Raw genomic sequence first — 18482 nt, forward strand, 5'->3', positions numbered from 1 at the left:
GACTATTCCTCGTCCGAATCGACTTCGCTGAGAAATTCGCGCGGATCGAACCCCGGCCCCTTCGAAGCCGTGAACTCCTCGAGTTCCTCGATATCCTTCGGCGGCGAATCCGGGTGATAGACCTTGATATAGTCGCCATGCGAGGCAAAGACCGTCTCGACCCCCTCGGTCAATCCCAGCCTTTCCCGCAGGCGCAGCGGCAGGACCAGCCGGCCTTCCCGGTCGATCTCGAGATCGGTGGATTGACCATTCATCAGTTGCTCGAGCCAGCGGCGCTCCTTGCTGCCGCGGGTCAGCCTGTCGATCTGCTCGTCGATCTCGTCGGCCGCTTCGATTGTGTAAAGCTCGATCCAGTTCCACCAATCGGGGCCATAGACGGCGACGATCTGGGTGCGTCCGGTGTTCGAGGTCGCAAAGGAGGGGTCGCCGGCATCGAATACACGCCGCATCTTGGCCGGAATCGACATGCGACCCTTGCCATCCAGCTTGACGCTTTCGGTGCCTCTGAACTTGCGCGCCACCTGCTTGCCGTCCTCACTGCCCGTCCCTTTCGCCCGCCCGAAAGAGAAAGGCGGATCGGGCCGCTGCCACTGCCCGATCCGCCGCCCTCGTTCCCATTACCTGGGCCCCTTTGCGGGGATGCCTGCCCTTGTCACGCGCCACCTTGGGGGTTGGTGCTGCTCGCACGCGTGGGCAGATCGATTTGGAAAACGGGTGCCTGTATGAAGCCTGCTTCGCCTTCGCGGGGTCTTGACGCCCCTTCACTGCCCGTCTTCGTGATTACGTTGTGACATGGGAATTCATGGGAGGCAACGGAATTTTGCCGTTCATTAACGAATTTTCTTTGAACTTTTCGGTTCAAATTCGTAACAATCTGGCGTTTTCGCGCCGATTGTATCTACAAATGGATAAAAAGAAAAATCTAGCCACAAGATATAGATATTTACAGGTGTGGCAGAAAATCCCAATTTTTTGCGCCTTCCCAAAGGTCAAGGGGGCGAAGATCACCTCAATCACGGTGATTCCCGTGAATTTCACGCCGAATCACGAGAGTGGGAGCGCAGCCTGAAAGGAGATTCCATAAATTCCCAGCATTCCCATGCAATCCCGGAAGTGACGGGAAATCCCATGCAGTCACGTGACGGCCGGGATCGCCTCCCCCTGTTGGGCGGGCGTCCGCCTCAGCCTATGCCGCCTTTCACCAACCGGTCGGCCAATCGCGCATAGGCTTGCGCCGTCACGCCCTCGCCAAGCGCCACCGGCCGCCCCGAATCCCCGGCCAGCCTGACATCCAGTTCCAACGGCAACTCGCCCAGGAACGGCAGGCCGAGCGCCTCGGCCTCGGTCGCGACGCCCCCATGGCCGAAAAGATGCGCCTCGTGGCCGCAGCGGGGACAGACATAGCTCGACATGTTCTCGATCAACCCCAGGACCGGGGCCTTCAGCTTGCGGAACATGTCGATCGCACGCCGCGCATCCAGCAGCGCCACGTCCTGCGGAGTGGACACGATGATCGCACCGGTCACTGCCGCTTTCTGGCACAGGCTGAGCTGCACATCGCCGGTGCCGGGCGGCAGGTCGATCAGCAGCACGTCCAGCTTGCCCCAGTTCACCTGTTGCAGCATCTGCTGGATGGCGCCCATGAGCATCGGGCCGCGCCAGACCACGGCCTCACCCTCTTTCAGCATCAGCCCGATGGACATGACAGTGACGCCATGAGCATGCAGCGGCTCGATCCGCTGACCGTCGGGGCTGGCGGGGCGGCCCGACACGCCCATCATCCGGGGCTGCGACGGACCATAGATATCGGCATCCAGCAGCCCGACCTTGCGACCGGCCTTCGCCATCGCGACAGCAAGATTCGAGGTGACGGTGGATTTGCCCACGCCTCCCTTGCCCGAACCGATGGCGATGATATGGCGCACGCCGGGAATGGGCTGCGGACCGGCCTGCGCGGTCGGATGCCCACCGATCTTCAGCGAGGGCGCCGCCTTGCCCGCCGGGGCAGCGGGCCTGGCCGCCGGAGCGGTGGTCACGATATGGACATGGGCAATTCCAGGCAGCGCCAGCAGGCGGCGCCTGGCCTCTGCCTCTACCGGGGCCAGTTCGCGGGCAGCCTCGGCGCTGCCGACTTCCAGCACGAATCGGATGGTGTCATCCTCGACCGCAAGCGCGCGGACCAGGTCGGCCTGACCCAATGTTTCACCCCCCGGCAGGGCGATCTTTGAGATTTCCCTAAGGACAACTTCGCGGTCAACGGTCATGTTATCTGCCTTGTATCTGAGACGTTGGACAACATGGGGTATAAGAGGCATCACAGCAACCACCCGGCCCGCTGACGCGCTACGCCTGCGGAAACTTCGCTTTGCAAGCGCGGCATTAACGCTAACGAACCATTCAAATGAGTTTTTTAATCACGTTTCCATGAGGTTGAACTGGCGTGAATTTGCTTCAGTCATGCATCCGCTGCATGGCAGCATTGGCGAAACGGAGGATTGTGCAACTGCAGCATAAAGTCCATCTTAATCCCAACGAAGCGCCGGGCCATCCGGGCCGGGCGCCGGACGAGACGATGAAAGGAAATACCATGGCTGTTATCGCTCAAGCACAGAACGCCGCCGTCGAGACTGGCCTGCGTGGCCGCCTGCTGAACGCGATTCAGCGGATGCAGGAAAACCGCGCCCGCCGTGCGGTCTACCGTCAGACCCTGCGTGAACTCAACGCGCTGACCGCCCGCGATCTGGACGATCTGGGCATCAACCGTTCGATGATCACCCGCCTGGCCCATGAAGCGGCCTACGGCGAAGGCAAGTAAGAATTCGCTTTCCCGACCCATCTCCTCCTCCCTTGGGTTCGGGATATGGCGATGCCCTCCTCTCCTCCTCCCCGGAGGGCATCGCCCAAAGTTAGCTCCGCAGCCCCTCCCCTCCTCCCGGGGCCTACGGATGCCAGCGGCGGCTCCTCTCTCCTCCTCCCAGGGAGCCGCCGCACAAGATAGCCGCCTCACTTGCGGCACGACCATACGACGGGCCATCTCCTCCTCCCTCCCGGCCTGTCGTTCGCGGTGACGCCCTCTCCTCCTCCCGGGCAGCCACCGCACCCCATAGCCGCCTCATTTGCGGCAAAGCGACGCGACGGGCATTCTCCTCCCCTCCCAGCCTGTCGCCTGCGGTGTCGGCCTCTCCTCCTCCCGGGCCTCCACCGCAACCCATACGCGGCCCCTCCTCCTCCCTGGGCCAGCGTTGAGCGGCGGCGCCCTCTCCTCCTCCCTGGGCGCCGCCGCGTTTCTTTTTGCGCAACAGCCCCTTTCCGACCGCGCCCGACAGGGCTATTGCGATTCCATGCTCAGCTATCAGCACGCCTATCACGCCGGAAACCTGGCCGACCTGCACAAGCACGCAATACTTGCGGCGGCGCTGGCCTATCTGACGCGCAAGGACAAGCCGCTGACCTATCTGGAAACGCATGCGGGGCGCGGCCTATACCATCTGGACAGCCCCGAAGCGGTCAGGACAGGCGAGGCGCAAGCAGGCATTTCCCGCGCCGAAGCCGAGGGATGGCTGCCTGCGGATCATCCGCTTTTGCAAGCCCTGCACGGCATACGCGCCAAACATGGCGAAACCGCCTATCCCGGCTCCCCGCTCATCGCCGCGCATTTCCTGCGCCGGAGCGACCGCGCGCATCTTGCGGAACTGCACCCGGCGGAACACACCGCCCTGACATCTGTCGCCGATTTTGCGACAATCCATCACCAGGACGGCTTCAGGATGGCGCAGGCAATCTGTCCACCGACGCCACGGCGCGGCATACTGCTGATCGATCCAAGCTATGAGGTCAAGGCCGACTATACTGCCCTGCCCCGCTTCATCGGCCAGATCGCCAGGAAATGGAATGTCGGGGTGATCGCCCTCTGGTATCCGCTGCTGACCGACTCTCGGCACCGGGATATGACCGGGGCATTGCGGAACGCATATCCTGATGCGCTGATCTCGGAGGTAGGCTTTCCGCCCGCGCGTCCGGGACATTCGATGATCGGTTCGGGAATATTTGTGCTCAACCCTCCCTGGGGGCTGGCCGAGGAAGCTTCGCGGCTTGAGAGAATTTTCCGGACCATCCGCTGAAACCCCGCGGGGGATTCCCCTGCCCGCCCGCATATGGCATGATCGGCGAAAACATAACGGGCAGTCTTCATGTCGCAGCGTCTATCGATCAGTGCCAGTATTTTTTTCGTACTGATTTTTGCATTGGGCCTTTATTTCGCCTTTGCCGCCGTGCAGGGGCCGTCGGGAATCCTGCGCCGGGTGCAGGTCGAGGCGGAAACCCAGGAGCTGGTGGCGGAACGCGACCGGCTGCGCGAAGAGGTCAGCCGGATGCAGAATCTTACCCATCGCCTGTCGGATGAATATCTCGACCTCGACCTGCTGGACGAGCGCGCCCGCGAGGTTCTGGGCCTGATCCGCGCCGACGAAATCATCATCCAGTAACCCCTCCGGCGCCTGCGCGCTTTCCCGCATTGCACCCCTCCACATGATGCGCTACGGATAGTTTAACGCTGAACTATTCCGAACCAGCACCCAGGAGGAAAGCCCCGCATGGCCAGGAAACCCGCTGCCAGCAAGCCGGCGCCGTCCAATACTTCCAAGGACGAATTGCTGAAATTCTATCGTGACATGTTGCTGATCCGCCGATTCGAGGAAAAGGCAGGACAGCTTTACGGCATGGGCCTGATCGGTGGCTTCTGTCACCTCTATATCGGGCAGGAGGCCGTCGTCGTCGGCCTCGAGGCCTGCGCGAAAGAGGGCGACAAGCGCATCACCTCCTACCGCGACCACGGCCATATGCTGGCCTGCGGCATGGATCCACGCGGCGTGATGGCCGAACTGACCGGGCGCGAGGGCGGCTACTCCAAGGGCAAGGGCGGCTCGATGCACATGTTCAGCCGCGAAAAGCATTTCTACGGCGGCCACGGCATCGTCGCGGCCCAAGTGCCCCTAGGCGCGGGGCTGGCATTCGCCGACAAATACCTGGGCAATGACAATGTCACCTTCACCTATTTCGGTGACGGCGCAGCCAACCAGGGCCAGGTCTATGAATCCTACAACATGGCCGAGCTGTGGGATCTGCCGGTGATCTTCGTCATCGAGAACAACCAATATGCCATGGGCACCTCGGTCAAGCGCTCGACCAAATCGACGACGCTGTTCGGTCGTGGCGAGGCATTCGGCATCCCCGGCGAACAGGTCGACGGCATGGATGTTCTGGCCGTGAAAGCCGCCGGTGAAAAGGCCGTCGCTCACTGCCGCGCAGGCAAGGGTCCCTATATCCTTGAAATCATGACCTATCGCTATCGCGGTCACTCCATGTCGGACCCGGCGAAATACCGGACCCGCGAGGAGGTGCAGAAGATGCGCGACGAACGCGACGCCATCGAAAATGTCCGCGAACTGCTGTTGCAGGGCAAGCATGCCACCGAAGACGAGCTCAAGGCCGTCGACAAGGAGATCAAGGATATCGTGAACGACGCCGCGGAATTCTCCAAGGAGAGCCCCGAGCCCGCAGCGGAAGAGCTGTGGACCGACATCTATGCCGAAGAGCTGCCGCAAGGCTCGGCCGAAGAGCGCGCGTAAGGGAGGGACGAAGAACATGGCAACCGAGATCCTGATGCCCGCCCTGTCGCCGACCATGGAGGAAGGCACGCTGGCGAAATGGCTCAAGAAGGAAGGCGACGAGGTCAAGGCCGGCGACATCATCGCCGAGATCGAGACCGATAAGGCCACGATGGAGTTCGAGGCCGTAGATGAGGGAATTCTGGGCAAGATCCTGATCGACGAGGGCTCCGAGGGCGTGAAGGTCAACACTCCGATCGCCGTGCTGATCGAGGAAGGCGAAAGCGCCGACGACATCAAGGCCCCCGCCCCTGTCGCTGCTGCACCAGAGGATGACAAGGGTGGTCACCCCAACGATACCGGCCAGACGATCCAGCGTGCCGAGGCCGCGCCTGCCGCTCCACAGGCCGACCGCAGCCCCGACTGGCCGGAAGGCACTCCGATGAAGACCATGACCGTGCGCGAGGCATTGCGCGAGGCCATGGAAGAAGAGATGGACCGCGACGAGACCGTCTTCCTGATGGGTGAAGAGGTCGGCGAATACCAAGGCGCCTACAAGATCAGCCAGGGATTGCTGGACAAGTTCGGCCCGCGCCGCGTGGTCGACACCCCGATCTCGGAAATCGGCTTTACCGGCATCGGCACCGGCGCGGCGCTTGCCGGGCTGCGTCCGATCGTCGAGTTCATGACCTTCAACTTCGCGATGCAGGCAATCGACCATATCATCAACTCGGCGGCCAAGACGCTGTATATGTCGGGCGGCCAGATGGGCGCGCCCATGGTCTTCCGTGGTCCGAACGGCGCCGCCGCCCGCGTCGGCGCCCAGCACAGCCAGGATTACGCCGCATGGTATGCCGCCATCCCCGGCCTCAAGGTGGTGATGCCCTATACCGCCGCCGATGCGAAGGGCTTGCTGAAACAGGCGATCCGCGATCCGAACCCGGTAATCTTCCTTGAAAACGAGATCCTCTATGGCCGCAGCTTCGAGGTGCCGGACCTGGATGATTTCACCATTCCCTTCGGCAAGGCCCGCATCGCCCGCGAAGGCAGCGATGTGACCATCGTCAGCTTTGGCATCGGCATGAGCCATGCGCTGGAGGCCGCCGAAAAGTTGGCCGAAGAAGGAATCGAGGCCGAGGTGATCGACCTGCGCACCCTGCGCCCGATCGACTATGCCACGGTCATCGAGTCGGTCCAGAAGACCAACCGCTGCGTGACCGTCGAGGAAGGCTTCCCGGTGGGCTCCATCGGCAACCACATCTCGGCCCATATCATGGAGAACGCCTTCGACTGGCTGGACGCCCCGGTGATCAACTGCACCGGCAAGGACGTGCCCATGCCCTATGCCGCCAATCTTGAAAAGCACGCTCTCATCACCCCGGCAGAGGTTGTCGAGGCGGTGAAGAAAGTCACCTACAAGTAAGGAGCAAGCGAGATGCCGACAGAAATCCTGATGCCCGCGCTTTCTCCGACCATGGAAGAAGGCACGCTGGCCAAATGGCTGGTCAAGGAGGGCGACGAGGTCAAGTCCGGCGATATCATCGCCGAGATCGAGACCGACAAGGCGACGATGGAATTCGAGGCCGTCGATGAGGGGACCGTAGGCAGAATCCTCGTCGAAGAGGGCGCAGCCGGCGTCAGGGTGAACACCCCCATCGCCGTGCTGCTGGAAGAGGGCGAGAGCGCCGACGATATCGGCGCCGCCAGCGCCCCGGCACCGGCCAAGGCCGAAGCCGCCCCTGCTGCCGAAACCCCGAAGGCAGAGGCCAAACCTGCCCCCGCCCCGGCGCCTGCGGCCCCGCAATCCGCCTCGGGCGACCGTATATTCGCCTCGCCGCTGGCACGGCGGATCGCCGCCGAAAAAGGCATTGACCTGACCTCGATCAAGGGATCCGGCCCACGCGGCCGGATCGTCAAGGCCGATGTCGAAAGCGCGAAACCCGGAGCCGCCCCGGCCAAGGCCGAAGCGGCCTCGGCACCCGCCGCTGCAGCCGCCCCGCAAGGCCCCTCGGCGGATGCGATCGCCAGGATCTATGCCGACCGTGAAACCGAAGAGGTCGCGCTGGACGGCATGCGCCGCACCATCGCCCAACGTCTTGGCGAAGCGAAGCAGACCATCCCGCATTTCTACCTGCGCCGCTCGGCCAAGCTGGACGCGCTGATGAAATTCCGTGGCGATCTGAACAAGCAGCTCGAAGCGCGTGGCGTGAAGCTGTCCGTCAACGATTTCATCATCAAGGCCTGTGCGCTGGCCCTGCAAGAGGTGCCGGACGCCAATGCGGTCTGGGCGGGCGACCGGATCATCAAGCTGAAACCCTCGGATGTCGCGGTCGCCGTGGCCGTCGAAGGCGGGCTTTTTACCCCGGTCCTGAAGGACGCACAGCAAAAGACGCTGTCGGCCCTGTCATCCGAGATGAAGGATCTCGCCAACCGCGCCAAGAACAAGAAGCTCGCCCCGCATGAATACCAGGGCGGCAGTTTCGCGATCTCCAACCTAGGCATGTTCGGCATCGAGAATTTCGACGCCGTCATCAACCCGCCCCATGGCGCGATCCTCGCCGTGGGCGCAGGTATCCAGACCCCGGTGGTCGAGAATGGCGAGGTGGTGGTCCGCAACGTCATGTCAATGACCCTTTCGGTCGATCATCGTGTCATCGACGGCGCGCTTGGTGCCCAGCTTCTGGAAGCCATAGTCAAGCATCTGGAAAACCCGATGGGCATGCTGGCCTGATCGAACCGAACAACCCGAAAATGATCAAAGGGGCCTCGCGGCCCCTTCTTCTTTGTCCAAATACCTCTCTTCGGGGTTGCACGAGGCGCAAAGCCTCCTGCCCGCGCCTATTCCGCCGGAAGCTCGCGCGCCTTGTTCAATCCTATCCGCCGCCCGATCCAGCCGAATATCCGCCCCTGCCCGCCATGGATGACCGAAAACAGCGACGGCACGAATAGCAGCGACAGCAGCGTGGACAGCAACAGCCCCCCGATCACCGCGATCGCCATCGGCGCGCGGAACTCGCCGCCCTCGCCGGTCGCAAGCGCCGAGGGCACCATCCCCGCCGTCATTGCGATGGTCGTCATGACGATGGGACGCGCACGTTTGTGCACCGCGTCCAGGATCGCCTCGCGCTTGGGCGTGCCCGCGGCCATCGAAGTCAGCGCGAATTCGACCAGCATGATCGAATTCTTGGTGACGATGCCCATCAGCATCAGGAAACCGATCACCACCGCCATGCTGATCGAATTGCCGGTCACGAACAGCGCAAGGATCGCCCCGCCAATGGCCAGGGGCAGCGACAGAAGGATGGTGACCGGGGTGACGAAATTGTGGAACAGCAGCACCAGCACGACATAGACCAGCATGATCCCGGCGCCCATGGCGGTGCCGAAGGCGGAAAACACCTCGGCCATGATCTCGGCATCGCCGGCTGGTTGAATCGAAGTGCCGGGCGGAAGTTCGACCTTCTGCTGCAATTCAGTGACCTCTGCGCTTACCGGCCCCAGCAATGCGCCATCCGCCAGGTTTGCGCTGACCGTCGTGCGGAACTGGCGGTCGTAACGCCCGATCTCGGTCGCGCCTGCGGACAGGGTTACATCCGCCACCGCGGATAAAGGAATCTGCCCCGCCGAACTGGATACCCGCAGGTTGCGCACCTGCATCAGGTCGTTGCGCGATGCCTCGTTCAGCCGCACCACGATCGGCACCTGCTCGTCACCGGCATTGAACTTGGCCAGGTTCGCCTCGGTATCGCCAAGCGTCGCGATGCGCAATGTCGTCGCCATGGCGCTGGCCGTCACCCCAAGCTGCGCGGCGATATCCGGTTTCGGGGTGATCTGGATCTCGGGCCGCTGCAGGCTCGCCGATGAGGTTACGCCCTCCAGCGTCGGCAATTTCCGCATGGCGGAGGCAAGACGCTCTGCCGCAAGAGCCGATGCCTCCTCCGTTTCGCCCAGCACGCTTATCGACAGGTCGTTCTGCCCGGCCTCGTTCTGAAAGTTGATGCGCATGTCCGGAATCGCGAACAACCTTTCCTTCAGCTCTTCCTCCAGTTCGAACTGGGTCCGTTCGCGTTCGTCCTTCTTGCCGTAATTGATCATCAGCCGCGCCGTGGTCACGTCCGAACCATCGCTATAGGCAAAGACCGATGTCACCTCCGAGGTCTCCCCGATGCGGGCGTTCAGGCGCCGGGCGGCGTCCTCGGTCTCGTCCATGGTCGAGCCGGGCGGCATCTCGATCTCGATCTGGCTGCGGCCGATATCCGAGGCGGGGACAAACTCGGTCGGCAGCAGGGTCGAGGAGAAAATCGACAAGGCAAAGATGCCCAACCCCGCCAACAGGGTCAGCCCGCGATGCCGCATCGTCCAGCGCAGAACCGACATCAGCACGCGCATGACCGGACCGTCGGGACGATCCGCCTCATGCGACGTGCCACGGATGAAATAGGCCGCCAGCATCGGCGTGATGATCCGCGCAACCAGAAGCGAGAACAGCACCGAGACCGCCACGGTCAGGCCGAACTGCTTGAAATACTGCCCCGCAATTCCGCCCATGAAACTGACCGGAGCGAAAACCGCGACGATGGAAAAGCTGATCGCGATGACCGTCAGGCCGATCTCGTTCGCGGCCTCCTCGCTGGCCTCGTATGGGGGTGAGCCCATGCCGATATGACGGACGATATTCTCGATCTCCACGATGGCGTCATCGACCAGGATGCCGGTGACCAGCGTGATCCCCAGAAGGCTGATCCCGTTCAGCGTGAAACCCATCCATTGCATCACGAAGAAGGTCGGGATGATCGACAGCGGCAGTGCCACTGCGGCGATCAGGGTCGCCCGCCAGTTGCGCAGGAACAGGAACACCACCACCACGGCCAGCGCCGCCCCCTCATAAAGCGTCTCCATCGCGCTGTGGTAGCTGGAGGCGGTATAGGTCGTCGCGTCATCGATCAGGGTGATCCGCGTATTCGGATAGCGCTCGCGCAACTCATCCAGCCGCGCCTTGACCCCGTCCCCTGCCGAAAGGTCGGACTTGCCGGTGGCGCGGTAAACTCCGAAAGCCACCACCGGCTGGCCATCCAGCAGGGCAAAGCTGCGCTCTTCGCTGGCGCCGTCGATGACCTCGCCCAACTGGTCCAGCCGGATGGTCCGGCCATCGGCGATGGCGACCGGCGTGGCGGCAAGCTGCGTGACTGTGTCGGCGCCTCCCAGGGCCCGGATCGAGTATTCGGTGCCCTCCAGATCGCCGCGTCCGCCGCCCATGTCGATATTCCTGGCACGAAGCTGGCCCGAGACATCTTCTGCCGTCAGCCCGTGGGCAAGCAGCCGGTCGGGGTCCAGTTCCACCTTGATCTCGCGCTCCGCCCCGCCGATGCGGGTGGTCTTGCCGACGCCGTCCACGGTGGAAAGTTCGCGTCCGATCACGTCATCGACGAATTTCGACAGCCCCTCGATGGTCTGGGCCGGATCGCTGACCGCATAGGTCAGGATCGGATAACCCGTTACATCCACCCGTTGCACGATGGGCTCGTTGATGCTTTCGGGCAATTCGGCCCGGACATTGGAAACCGCGTCCTTGACGTCATTCACCGCCCGGTCGCTGTTGGTTTCCAGTTCGAATTCCACGGTGATCTCTGCCGCGCTGTCCGTCGCGGTCGAGCTGATATGCCGGACCCCCGTGACGGAGGCGATGCTGTCCTCGACCGGCTGGATGACCTGCGTTGTCAACTCGGAGGGCGCGGCGCCCGGCTGAGCGATGCTGACGCTGACGATGGGCAGGTCGATATTCGGCATCGCCGTGACCGGCAGCCGAGAAAAACTGAACAGCCCGACGATCAGCAGCACCAGAAAGACCGCGATCGGTGGAACCGGGTGCCGGATCGACAGGGTGGACAAATTCATGGCCGGCGCGTCCCTTCGGCGGCAGCACTGGCGGTTTCGTCCTCGGTTTCCTCGCCGGACCGGGCCGCGCTAACCGCCTTGACCATGTCGCCATCACGGAAGAAGGCGCCCGAGCGGGCGATCACCTGCTCACCTTCCGCGACACCTTCGAGGATCTCGCGCCGCCCCTCCCATAGCAGCCCCGCCCTGACCTCGCGGGAGCGCACTACGCCATCCTCGACGACCTGCACGCGCTCGCCCTGATCGTCCGACAGGACAGCGGTCGCGGGAACCGTCACGGCATCGCGTTTCGCAGCGATCACCGAGCCGCTCGCGAAAAGTCCCGTCCGCAATCCCGGCGCGGCCTTGAGCGAGATGCGCATCTTTCCAAGACGGGTCACCGGATCGACCGAGGCGGGAACCAGCCGCACCTGCCCATCGATCTTGCCCAGACCGGCAACTTCTATCTCGGCCGGGGCCCCGATGGAAAGACGCGGCAGGGCGGTCTCGATCACCTCGGCCGACATCTCGACCTCGCCACCGGCCAGCAGGATGAACAGCGGCCCGCTGCTGCCTCCGGACAAGGCCCCCAGCATCGCGTTACGCTCGACCACGAGACCGGATACCGGTGCAATGATCGCTGCCCGGTTCAGGTCGAGCCGCGCGATCCGCCGCGCCGCCTCCGCCTGCGCAAGCCCCGCCTGCGCATTCGCCTGTGCCGCGATCGCGTCGTCCAGCGCTGCCTGCGAGGCATTATTGGTATCGCGCAGACGCTGTGCTCGCCTTAACGCGGTATCGGCCTGTTTCAGCGCGGCCTCGGCCTGCTGATACCCGGCCTCGGCCTGCGCGAGCTGCGCGGCCAGCGTATCCGTGGACAGCCGCGCCAGCACCTGCCCCTTTTCGACGCTATCCCCGGCCTCGACCAGAAGCTCGGTGATCTCGTGGCCCGAGACCTGGGGGTAAATCTGCACTTCCTGCCGGGCGACAAGCGTGCCGACAACCGGCACCCTCGCCTGCACTTCGGCGATCTCGGCAGTTGTCACGGTGACCGAGGGAACCGCGCGTTCAACCGCGTTTTCTTCGGTAGTTCCGCTGGAAGAGGTGTCCTCTGCTACGGCAGGAATGGCCAAGCTGGCCACGAGTAGAGCAATGGACGGAATGCGCATCGCGACCGCCTGTAACTTCGGAGTTCGATCCGCCGACCATAAACGTTCATACATCCCGCAACAATCCTGCCCTTGGGTCAAGAAACCGTTAAAAGAGCAAAGGCCGGTAAACACGAAAGCCGCGTCAGAAACTGACGCTCACACCCGGCAGGTTCAGCGTGGTGATCAGGTCGCGCAGTTCCTGCCGCGCGGCGATGTTCGACATGCTCAGGTTTTCAGTGCCGATCTCTTTCAGATCCAGCAGGGTCAGTCCGCGCGGGAACAGTTCACGGAAGATCACCCGTTCCGAGAAACCGGCGGTGACGCGAAAGCCGATCCGCTTGGACAGGGTCGTCAGCGCCCCGCCGACCTTGCGCTTGTTATGCATCGCCTGCGTGCCGAGGCGGTTGCGCAGCACCAGCCAGTCGATCGGCCCGGCCCCGGCCTCGGCCCGCATCTGCCGGGCGGACCAGACCATCTCTGCATAGATCGAAGGGCCCAGCACCTTGCCCTCGGGCGACATCCGTGCCAGCAGGTCGAAATCGACGAAACTGTCATTCATCGGCGTGATCAGCGAATCGGCGAGCGTATGCGCCATTTGGCTGAGCTTCGTATGCGATCCCGGGCAATCCAGCAGGATGAAGTCGCATTCCGCCTCGAGCGCGTGAAGCGCCGGGGTCAGCGGATCGCTTCCCTCGCCCAGCTCTCCCAGCATGGGAGTGGGAAGATCCAGCCCCTCGCGCTTGGTGAAAGCCGCCCGGTTCTCCAGATAGCGGCCGAAGCTGCGCTGCCTCACGTCCAGGTCCAGCCCCCCGACCTTGTGGCCCATCCGCGCCAAGGCAGTCGCCACATGCATCGAGGTCGTCGATTTCCCGGAACCTCCCTTTTCGTTGCCTACAACGATGATATGCGCCACCGGCTGCCCCTCTGACTCGCTTATCCGCGCGGAACCTAGCGGCTGCGTGAAGGGATGAAAAGCTGCCTCATCGGATCAGCCATCATCGTCTTCCAGCAACAGCCACAGGGCCAGCATCGTCACAGCCACGCCGGGCAGCACGATGCCTCCCGGCAGGCCCTGCCCCAGCATGGCCTCAAGCGCGATCACCCATGCGGGCGTCAGGTAGGTATAGGCCATGACCTTGGCGGCGGGCAGCCGCAGCGAGGCGAACTGGACCAGCACGAATGTCGTGGCACTCGCAAAGAGAGAGACGTAGAACAGCGTGATCCACACGATCAGCGGCAATTCCGACCAGATCGTCGCTCCGATCGCCTGCCATCCCCAGACAAGCAGCAGGGCCGCACCCGCGACCAGCGTGCCCAGGGTGAAGACGACCGGGCTTTCGCCCCGGTTCAGCCTGCGCACCAGCGGAATATAAAGCGCATGCGCCACGCATCCCGACAGGTAGATCAGCTCACCCCGCCCCAGGTCCAGCCGCAGCATCGCCATCAGATCACCGCGGAAAATCACCCATAGCGCCCCCACGGCGCCAAGCGTCATCGCCGCCGCCATACGGCCCGTGAGCCGTTGCCGCATGACCAGCCAGCCGAAACCGGCGGCCATTAGCGGCGTCAGCGTGAAAACCGCACTGGCAGAGATCGGGCTGGCGGTCTTGAGCCCCTCGAACATCAGCACGAAATAGCTGGAAAAGATACCGCCCAGCAGCAGGTATCTCCATGGCGCATGCAGCGCCTTGCGCGGGATGCCGGGACCGGCTAGCGCCACCGCTCCGATGACTCCGGCGGCGATGACGAAACGCATCGCGGTTATCGCAGCCGGATCGATCAGGTTGGCCGCCCGCGCCCCGAGCGAGAACGACCCCGCTACCAGCGCCGAAAAGAGCAGCATCGCCGCATGCCCGCGCAGGGCCTCCTGCCGCGGAACAGCGACGCTCATTTGCGCCCTCTGAACAGCCGCCCGTCAATCAGCGCCAGCCCCAGGGCGATCAGGACGACGCCCAGCAGATGCGCCTGCCCCAGGGTCTCAGCAAGGAACAGCCATCCCAGAAGGATCGCGGAAACCGGCACAAGGAATGTCACCAGCGAGATATTTGTTGCCCCCGCTCGCGCCAGCACGCGGAAATACAGCACATAGGCGAGGCCGGTGCTGACCACGCCCAGAACGATGGCGGCGAGCCAGACCTGTCCGGGCACATCCACACCGGGCCAGCCATCGACCGACAGCGCCAGAGGGATCAGCAGCGCACTCGATCCGGTGACCATGCCCGCCGCCGTGACCACCGGGTCCAGCTCCATCGAGCGGAACCGCCGCCCGAAGACATTGGCGAAGGCATAGGACAGTGCCGCCCCGAGAATGGCCAGTTGCGCCCAGATCGCATGCCCCAGCCCCGCCAGCGTATCCAGCCCGATCATGACGGCCACTCCGCCAAGTCCCAGCACCACGCCTGCCAGCTTGCGGGCGCTGAAAGCCTCGTCGCTCAGCAGCAATCCCGAGACGATCACCGTCCACAAAGGTGTGGTCGCGTTCAGGATCGAGGCCAGTCCCGAGGGAATCGAGGTCTGTCCCCAGACAATCAATCCGAAGGGAATGGCGTTGTTCAGGATACCCATGACAAGGAACGCCGCCCATATCCCCGGTGCGCGCGGCAACCTGCGCCCGGTCGCCAGCACGATCAGCCACAGCACCATCGCCGCGACGCCCAACCGGATCGCGACGATGCTCAGCACCGGCAGCCCGGTCACCGAGATGGCAATCAGGAAGAACGAGCCGCCCCACAGCAGGGACAGCAACAGGAGTTGCGCCCAATCGGCGGCCTCCATCTGCGGGTTGATCCCGGGCCGGGTCAGCCGCGGCTCGGGCGCAAGCGGCGCCCTCATTCCCGCCCCAGCATGTAGAACTCGTCATTGGGCCGGATATCGCCTGCATTCACCAGCCGATTCGACATGCCGAAAAATGCGGCGATCGCGCCGATATCCCAGATTTCATCCTCGCTGAAACCGGCCTCGGTCAGCGCCCGGTGATCCTCGTCACCGATCTCCTGCGCGTTCAGCGCCACCTTCTCGGCATAGGTCAGCATCGCCCGCTGCCGGTCGCTCAGATCCGCCTTGCGCCAGTTGACCGCCACCTGATCGGCGATGAACGGATCCTTTGCCCGGATGCGCAGGATCGCCCCATGCGCCACCACGCAATACTGGCAGCGGTTGAGCCCGCTTGTCGCGACCACGATCAATTCACGCTCGGCCTTGCTGAGCCCCTCGTCACTATCCATCAACGCGTCGTGATAGGCGAAGAAAGCGCGGAACTCGGCCGGGCGATGGGCCAATGCCAGGAAGACATTGGGAATAAAGCCCAATTTTTCGGCCACCTTCTCAATGGCTTGCCGAATGTCGTCGGGCAGATCGTTCAGATCGGGAACGGGAAAGCGGCTGATCGGCGGGGTTGGCTGGGTCATGTCTCGGCTCCTCTTCCGGCGCAGTCTGCGTCATGGTGACCGCGGATGGAAGGGAGGTGCACAATTCGGGCAGATGAATTTCCGCGTCTCCTCCTCGCATTACGGTCCACGGAACCGGTATAACCGCCACGGATCACGCAGGGGCGCGAAAAACGGGCGTCGCATTCATTCCCGTTCTCCGGCCCCGTCCCGTCCCCCGCCTTGTCCGCCACCGCGCAAGGCCTCCAGCGCGGCCTGCACCTTCGGCGTGCGGTGCAGGTCGACATGGGTGACCAGCCAAAGTTCCGAATCCCATTCCGGCAGGGCCATGATCTCGGCCAGCCCCTCCGCGCGCTCCTTCTTCAGGACGCCAAGCGCCTCTCCGCCACGCACCACGGCCTCGACCGCATCGAAATCATTGCTGAGGAAAACCATGTTGTTCGCCGGCACCCGCTCTTCCAGCCAGCGCATATAGGGCGCCCGCTCGCCCGCCGCCCCGGGCAGCGGCATGGCAAAGCGATGCCGCGCCAAGTCCTCGACCGGACCATGCGCCTCCAGGTAGGCCGGGGCGGCATAAAGCCGGGACGGCAACACCGCCAGCCGACGGACGACATAATCCGGCTCGGTCGGCCGCGCCCCGGCCCGGATGGCGATATGCGCCTCGCCCGTCGAAAGCCGATAGAGCCGCGCATCAGTGACATAACGCAGCCGCAAACCCGGATGCCGTCGCAGCAACGCCAGCAGGCGCGGCATGACCAGATCGGCAAGTTCGGGCAGCGACGTCACGACCAGATCGCCCTCGATCCGATCACCTGCCCCGGCGATCCTTGACGCCATTTGCGCGAAACGTTCATCCGCCTCACCCGCGCTGCGCAACAGGACCTGCCCCGCCTCCGTCAGGGCATATCCGCGTGTATGCCGCTGGAAAAGCCTGACTCCCAACTGCCTCTCCAACGCATCCACGCGCCGGATCACGGTCGCATGATGCACCCCCAATGCCTCGGCCGCGGCGCTGACCGTTCCCGTGCGCGCCACAGCGAGAGCGGTGCGGATATCATCCCAACTTTCGATATTCATGTGCATCTCCGCACAGACATTGCGCATATATCGCTATTCCGTTCGTCCATGCAAAGGTTTAAATCTCGCTCAACGCCAAACCCAGAGGATTCACAGACATGCATATTCTTCATCTCGACAGTGCCGTGACCGGCGAGGATTCCGTCTCGCGCAAGCTGACCGCCGATATCGTGGCGAAGCTGAAAGGCGACAATCCGGCTGCGACAGTCACCTATCGCGACCTGAACGAGGGCGTTCCCGCGATCGATACCGATTGGTACAAGGCCGTCCGCCTCGCCCCCGAGAACCCGACGGCTGAACAGCAGAAGCTGGTCGCGATCTCGGACGCCTATCTGAAAGAGGTGCAGGACGCGGATGTGCTGGTGATCGGCTCTCCCGTCTACAATTTCACCCTGACCGCGCAACTGAAGAACTGGATCGACCAGATCGCCCGCGCCGGGATCAGTTTCCGCTATACCGAGGCTGGCCCCGAAGGGCTGCTGAAGGGCAAGCGCGCCATCATCGCCTATAGCTCGGCCGGCACGCCGATCGGCTCGGATATCGACTTCGCCTCGGATTACCTGCGGCACATGCTGGGCTTCCTCGGCATCACCGATGTCACTTTCGTCGCTGCCGACCGCCTGGCCATGGATCGCGATGCGGGCCTGGCCCGCGCGCAAGAGGCGGTGAGTGCATTGGCGGCCTGATTTCGATCGGGGCCGGCGTGGCAGAGGTCGCGCCGGCCTGGCAAATTCGACCTGACGCGGATGCATCGACTTGGCGGCGGGCTGACCTTATAATGACGACCTTGAATTCATTCGATACTATACGACAAAAGGTCATTCATGCTACAAAATACTTTGCCCGCCATCGCCCTGTTTCTGTCGATCTGCGCTGTTCCCTCCCTCATTCCGACCGCTGAAGCCCAGACCTCTTTCGGCGGCAGCGCAGATGCTGCGCCGACCAATTCTCGCGAATGGGCGGATATGCTGAACAACGAGCTAATGCGGAACATCCGCACAGCCGATTCCTCCCTGGCTGTCCATGGCATAGCAAGCAAGGTGTCGCCGGCCCTTGGGATTACCGTCGCCCGAAACGGACAGATCACGGACATCCGCCTTGTGAAGACCTCCGGCAACGCGGCTCTGGACAAGGCCATCATCCGGGCCGCCTCGCGCACGAAGCAGGTCGCACCCTTTACCGCCGACATGCAGGGACAGGCGATCAGTTTTACGCTGCAACTGGACACGGTTCGGCGCTGACTTCGACCAACTGCCCAAAGTTCGGCCCCCTCATTGACTCGGGTGCCGTTTTTGCATATCTCCGTCTCGAATTCCCGGAAGGACCACCCTTCCGGTCCCCGTGAATTGCGGGGATCGCCCCCCGTCAGCGCGTTGCGCCCACGGGGGCAT

The 18482-nt window shown here is 63.4% G+C and carries 17 protein-coding genes; 8 read left to right on the forward strand and 9 right to left on the reverse strand.

What is annotated here, in order from left to right; translation table 11 throughout:
- Positions 1 to 2: 2 nt before the first annotated feature.
- Together C9E81_RS02850 and C9E81_RS02855 are read right to left on the reverse strand one after the other, a co-directional pair.
- Positions 3 to 521, reverse strand: coding sequence for a division/cell wall cluster transcriptional repressor MraZ (locus tag C9E81_RS02850; RefSeq protein ID WP_122110786.1), 519 nt, complete (start codon positions 519 to 521; stop codon positions 3 to 5).
- A gap of 660 nt (positions 522 to 1181) precedes the next feature.
- Entirely contained in the window at positions 1182 to 2264 is a 1083-nt protein-coding gene (locus tag C9E81_RS02855; protein ID WP_122110787.1) for an Mrp/NBP35 family ATP-binding protein, read from the reverse strand.
- 323 nt (positions 2265 to 2587) lie between these two features.
- On the opposite strand from C9E81_RS02855, the gene C9E81_RS02860 reads away from it, so the two are divergent.
- The 6 genes from C9E81_RS02860 (at position 2588) to C9E81_RS02885 (ending at position 8337) form a co-directional block, all read left to right on the forward strand.
- Positions 2588 to 2815: a DUF1127 domain-containing protein gene (locus C9E81_RS02860; RefSeq protein WP_243698467.1), complete on the forward strand. Its 228-nt coding sequence runs from the start codon at positions 2588 to 2590 to the stop codon at positions 2813 to 2815.
- Positions 2816 to 3341: 526 nt separating this feature from the next.
- The gene (gene rlmJ, locus C9E81_RS02865) at positions 3342 to 4121 is read left to right on the forward strand and encodes a 23S rRNA (adenine(2030)-N(6))-methyltransferase RlmJ (RefSeq protein ID WP_122111138.1); all 780 of its coding nucleotides are present in this window, start codon (positions 3342 to 3344) and stop codon (positions 4119 to 4121) included.
- Between the two features lie 69 nt (positions 4122 to 4190).
- On the forward strand, positions 4191 to 4484 hold the full coding sequence (locus tag C9E81_RS02870) for an FtsB family cell division protein (protein WP_122110788.1): 294 nt from the start codon (positions 4191 to 4193) through the stop codon (positions 4482 to 4484).
- Positions 4485 to 4592: 108 nt separating this feature from the next.
- Complete coding sequence (gene pdhA / locus C9E81_RS02875; RefSeq protein ID WP_122110789.1) at positions 4593 to 5627, forward strand: pyruvate dehydrogenase (acetyl-transferring) E1 component subunit alpha; 1035 nt, start codon at positions 4593 to 4595, stop codon at positions 5625 to 5627.
- A 16-nt stretch (positions 5628 to 5643) separates the two neighbouring features.
- Positions 5644 to 7029, forward strand: coding sequence for a pyruvate dehydrogenase complex E1 component subunit beta (locus C9E81_RS02880; protein WP_122110790.1), 1386 nt, complete (start codon positions 5644 to 5646; stop codon positions 7027 to 7029).
- A gap of 12 nt (positions 7030 to 7041) precedes the next feature.
- Entirely contained in the window at positions 7042 to 8337 is a 1296-nt protein-coding gene (locus tag C9E81_RS02885) for a pyruvate dehydrogenase complex dihydrolipoamide acetyltransferase (protein ID WP_122110791.1), read from the forward strand.
- A 107-nt stretch (positions 8338 to 8444) separates the two neighbouring features.
- Here the strand turns inward: C9E81_RS02885 and C9E81_RS02890 are convergent, their stop codons facing one another.
- From C9E81_RS02890 to C9E81_RS02920, 7 genes are all read right to left on the reverse strand, one after another.
- The gene (locus tag C9E81_RS02890) at positions 8445 to 11501 is read right to left on the reverse strand and encodes an efflux RND transporter permease subunit (RefSeq protein ID WP_122110792.1); all 3057 of its coding nucleotides are present in this window, start codon (positions 11499 to 11501) and stop codon (positions 8445 to 8447) included.
- Positions 11498 to 12646 (reverse strand): efflux RND transporter periplasmic adaptor subunit, encoded by a 1149-nt coding sequence (locus C9E81_RS02895; protein WP_122110793.1) that lies wholly within the window; start codon positions 12644 to 12646, stop codon positions 11498 to 11500. The genes C9E81_RS02890 and C9E81_RS02895 overlap by 4 nt, the downstream gene beginning before the upstream one ends.
- A gap of 124 nt (positions 12647 to 12770) precedes the next feature.
- Positions 12771 to 13541, reverse strand: a complete 771-nt coding sequence (locus C9E81_RS02900) for a division plane positioning ATPase MipZ (protein WP_122110794.1) — start codon at positions 13539 to 13541, stop codon at positions 12771 to 12773.
- Positions 13542 to 13616: 75 nt separating this feature from the next.
- The gene (locus C9E81_RS02905; protein WP_243698468.1) at positions 13617 to 14519 is read right to left on the reverse strand and encodes a DMT family transporter; all 903 of its coding nucleotides are present in this window, start codon (positions 14517 to 14519) and stop codon (positions 13617 to 13619) included.
- Positions 14516 to 15460, reverse strand: a complete 945-nt coding sequence (locus tag C9E81_RS02910) for a DMT family transporter (protein ID WP_243698469.1) — start codon at positions 15458 to 15460, stop codon at positions 14516 to 14518. Before C9E81_RS02910 ends, C9E81_RS02905 begins: the two co-directional genes overlap by 4 nt.
- Positions 15457 to 16035: a peroxidase-related enzyme gene (locus tag C9E81_RS02915; RefSeq protein ID WP_122110795.1), complete on the reverse strand. Its 579-nt coding sequence runs from the start codon at positions 16033 to 16035 to the stop codon at positions 15457 to 15459. Before C9E81_RS02915 ends, C9E81_RS02910 begins: the two co-directional genes overlap by 4 nt.
- 165 nt (positions 16036 to 16200) lie before the next feature.
- Positions 16201 to 17091: a LysR family transcriptional regulator gene (locus C9E81_RS02920; RefSeq protein WP_122111141.1), complete on the reverse strand. Its 891-nt coding sequence runs from the start codon at positions 17089 to 17091 to the stop codon at positions 16201 to 16203.
- A gap of 98 nt (positions 17092 to 17189) precedes the next feature.
- On the opposite strand from C9E81_RS02920, the gene C9E81_RS02925 reads away from it, so the two are divergent.
- Together C9E81_RS02925 and C9E81_RS02930 are read left to right on the forward strand one after the other, a co-directional pair.
- The gene (locus C9E81_RS02925; protein WP_122110796.1) at positions 17190 to 17777 is read left to right on the forward strand and encodes an FMN-dependent NADH-azoreductase; all 588 of its coding nucleotides are present in this window, start codon (positions 17190 to 17192) and stop codon (positions 17775 to 17777) included.
- A gap of 138 nt (positions 17778 to 17915) precedes the next feature.
- Positions 17916 to 18332, forward strand: coding sequence for a TonB family protein (locus C9E81_RS02930; protein ID WP_122110797.1), 417 nt, complete (start codon positions 17916 to 17918; stop codon positions 18330 to 18332).
- Positions 18333 to 18482: the final 150 nt, after the last annotated feature.

The sequence above is a fragment of the Paracoccus alkanivorans genome, assembly GCF_003697785.1.
In the GTDB taxonomy this organism is placed as follows: domain Bacteria; phylum Pseudomonadota; class Alphaproteobacteria; order Rhodobacterales; family Rhodobacteraceae; genus Paracoccus; species Paracoccus alkanivorans.

Bases quoted from the DNA above. Each gene is read 5' to 3' on its own strand.
- C9E81_RS02855 (WP_122110787.1), bottom strand. From the start codon at position 2,264: ATGACCGTTGACCGCGAAGTTGTCCTTAGGGAAATCTCAAAGATCGCC.
- C9E81_RS02860 (WP_243698467.1), top strand. From the start codon at position 2,588: ATGGCTGTTATCGCTCAAGCACAGAACGCCGCCGTCGAGACTGGCCTG.
- rlmJ (WP_122111138.1), top strand. From the start codon at position 3,342: ATGCTCAGCTATCAGCACGCCTATCACGCCGGAAACCTGGCCGACCTG.
- C9E81_RS02870 (WP_122110788.1), top strand. From the start codon at position 4,191: ATGTCGCAGCGTCTATCGATCAGTGCCAGTATTTTTTTCGTACTGATT.
- pdhA (WP_122110789.1), top strand. From the start codon at position 4,593: ATGGCCAGGAAACCCGCTGCCAGCAAGCCGGCGCCGTCCAATACTTCC.
- C9E81_RS02880 (WP_122110790.1), top strand. From the start codon at position 5,644: ATGGCAACCGAGATCCTGATGCCCGCCCTGTCGCCGACCATGGAGGAA.
- C9E81_RS02885 (WP_122110791.1), top strand. From the start codon at position 7,042: ATGCCGACAGAAATCCTGATGCCCGCGCTTTCTCCGACCATGGAAGAA.
- C9E81_RS02890 (WP_122110792.1), bottom strand. From the start codon at position 11,501: ATGAATTTGTCCACCCTGTCGATCCGGCACCCGGTTCCACCGATCGCG.
- C9E81_RS02895 (WP_122110793.1), bottom strand. From the start codon at position 12,646: ATGCGCATTCCGTCCATTGCTCTACTCGTGGCCAGCTTGGCCATTCCT.
- C9E81_RS02905 (WP_243698468.1), bottom strand. From the start codon at position 14,519: ATGAGCGTCGCTGTTCCGCGGCAGGAGGCCCTGCGCGGGCATGCGGCG.
- C9E81_RS02910 (WP_243698469.1), bottom strand. From the start codon at position 15,460: ATGAGGGCGCCGCTTGCGCCCGAGCCGCGGCTGACCCGGCCCGGGATC.
- C9E81_RS02915 (WP_122110795.1), bottom strand. From the start codon at position 16,035: ATGACCCAGCCAACCCCGCCGATCAGCCGCTTTCCCGTTCCCGATCTG.
- C9E81_RS02920 (WP_122111141.1), bottom strand. From the start codon at position 17,091: ATGAATATCGAAAGTTGGGATGATATCCGCACCGCTCTCGCTGTGGCG.
- C9E81_RS02925 (WP_122110796.1), top strand. From the start codon at position 17,190: ATGCATATTCTTCATCTCGACAGTGCCGTGACCGGCGAGGATTCCGTC.
- C9E81_RS02930 (WP_122110797.1), top strand. From the start codon at position 17,916: ATGCTACAAAATACTTTGCCCGCCATCGCCCTGTTTCTGTCGATCTGC.